Here is a 2,370-nt window from a genome sequence, read left to right as displayed (position 1 = left end):
CGCCCCGCTCTCCCCCCGCCCCGCCCCGCCCCACTCTCACCCGCGAGAGTGCAACTGGCGGACGAGAGCTAGGGGGCTTCCCTATCCCTCGTCCGCCAGCTGCACTCTCGCGGGAAGAGCAGGGGGAGGGAGGGGAGGAAGGCGGGAGGGAGGGAGGTCAGCGGCCGGCGAGCGCTTCGGCGGAGCGGAGGTCGGTCACGAGCGTCGTCACCCAGCCGCCCGCGAGCGCACCGTGGATGGCCTCGAGCTTGCGCTCGCCGCCGGCGACGCCGACCCGGCGCGGGATTCGCATGAGGTTGTCGACGGGGATCGCGATGATGCGGTCGTCGAGCTCGCCGCGCACGAGCGTGCCGTCGGCGCGGAAGATGCGGTGGCAGATGTCACCCACGGCGCCCTGGGCGAGAAGGCCCTCTCGCTCTTCGGCGGCGAACGCGTTGCCGCTGGTGGCGAGCACGTCCGAAGGCTCGATGCTGCCGATGCCCATGATCGCCATCGTCAGGTCGTTCCAGTGGTGCGCGACGTCCTGCATCGAGGGATCGCGCAGCAGGCTGTCGCGGATCGCGGGGTCGGCGACAACGCCCGGGGCCTGCACGTACACCGGCTCGGCGCCGAGCATGCGGGCGAGCTCACCGAGGATGCGATTGGAGTGGCTCTGCGCCTCCGGCGCGCCCACGCCGCCCAGCAGCTGCACCACCTCGGTGGCCGCCCGCACCGTGAACGGACGCATGCGGTCGACCATGGCGAGGATCGTCTGGCTCCACGACGAGACGCCGATGCGCTCGGAGCCCGACAGCGTCGCCTCGAGGTACGCGGCGGCACCCGCGCCGACCGAGGCGAGCAGCTCGCGCTCGTCGGCGTCGGGGTCGACGTCGACGACGACCGCCTCGGCGAGGCCGTATCGCTGCTCGAGCTGCTCCTCGAGTTCGGCGTAGACACCCGGCGCGACGGTGACGATCGTGCGCACGATGCCGAGGGCCTCGGCACGCTTCAGCAGACGCGAGACCTTCGCCTGTGAGATATTGAGCGCAGTCGCGATGTCGGCCTGCCGCACACCGCGCTCATGGTACATGCGCGCGACCTTGGTGAGCAGGCGCACCTGACCGTCGACAAGGCGGGTGTAGCGGGTCGGTGACACGGTGACTCCGATCGAGGCGATCCCGGATGAGGATTCGCTTACGAAAGGATATTCACATTTTGTAGGCAGGGCTAGACGGAATCCCGCCCGCGGGACGCTCGGTCACCGGCTGAAGGTCTCGACGAAGCGGTCGCGGAAGCCGTCCATCGGCCATACCGGCGTGTTCGCCGAAGGACGCACGCCCGACTCCCATCCCCACGACTCGATCGCCTCGAACACCGCGCTGTCTCTCGCGATGATCGTGACCGGCACGTCGTACCCGGCATCCGGGCCGCTCACGACGCGCGCCGGCTGGTGGTCGCCGACGACGACCAGCACCAGGTCCTCCTGTTCGAAGGTCTCGAGGTACGAGAACATCGCCGAGAGCGAGTAGGCCACCGCTTCGCCATAGAGCTCGCGGGCCTGCGCAGGGTCGGTCCAGGCCGTGACCGGCGACTCGCCCTCCGCGACCTGCGAGGCGAACACCGACCCGTCGCCGAGCTCGCTCCACGGCACCATGCGGGGGAGCGGCGTCCACGGCGCGTGCGACGAGACGAAGTCGATCTCTGCCATCACCGGCGCTGGGCCGAGGGCCGCGTGCTCGTGGAACACCTTCCAGGTGTACTGGTCGGGCATGCGGGCGTAGCCGAACGCCGGCCCGCGGTAGCCCATGCTCCGGGAGTCGAGCACCGTGTCGAACCCGTAGAACGCCTCGCCCGCCGCCCAGTCCCGCTTGTTCGACGGCACGACCGCCATCGTGCGCCACCCCGCCGCGTCGAAGAGGCCCGCGATCGTGGAGCGACCGTGTTCGAGCAGCCGGTCGTAGGTGCGCGGCGAGTCGACCCGCACGCCGCTCTGCAGCGTCGCGTGGGCGAGCCAGCTCACGCCCCCGAACGTCGGCGACGTGAGGAACGCGCTCCGCGCGGTGTAGCCGTGACGCTCGAGAGTGTCGGCGCCCTCGTCGAGCGTGCGCGCGATGTCGTCGGTGAACGACGAGGACTCGACCGCAACCCGCCCGTAGCTCTCGATGAACGCGATGACGACGTCCTTGCCGGCGAGCAGTGACATCGGCCGCGCCGGCGGATCGGACGCCAGCGGATCCGAGGCGAGCGCGCGCTCGAAGGTCTGCTGCTCCTGCACGCTGGCGGCGGCACGCTCGGATGCCGCGACGAGCGTGTCGCCGGCACTGGATGCCGCGACCGGCATGCCGGGCACGATCTGGGTTCCCGCGAGCGAGAAGACGACCCACGCGCCCG

At 70.8% G+C, this 2,370-nt stretch carries 2 protein-coding genes; both read right to left on the bottom strand.

Annotated elements, in window-relative coordinates:
- Positions 1-157: 157 nt before the first annotated feature.
- Positions 158-1,135, bottom strand: a complete 978-nt coding sequence (locus EIO58_RS16410; RefSeq protein WP_127820382.1) for a sugar-binding transcriptional regulator — start codon at positions 1,133-1,135, stop codon at positions 158-160.
- A gap of 102 nt (positions 1,136-1,237) precedes the next feature.
- On the bottom strand, positions 1,238-2,370 hold a 1,133-nt coding region (locus EIO58_RS18990), incomplete at its 5' end, for a hypothetical protein (protein ID WP_164861800.1).

It is taken from the genome of Microbacterium sp. CPCC 204701, from assembly GCF_004010105.1.
Classification (GTDB): domain Bacteria; phylum Actinomycetota; class Actinomycetes; order Actinomycetales; family Microbacteriaceae; genus Microbacterium.
This window is presented reverse-complemented; position numbering and strand designations above follow the sequence as displayed.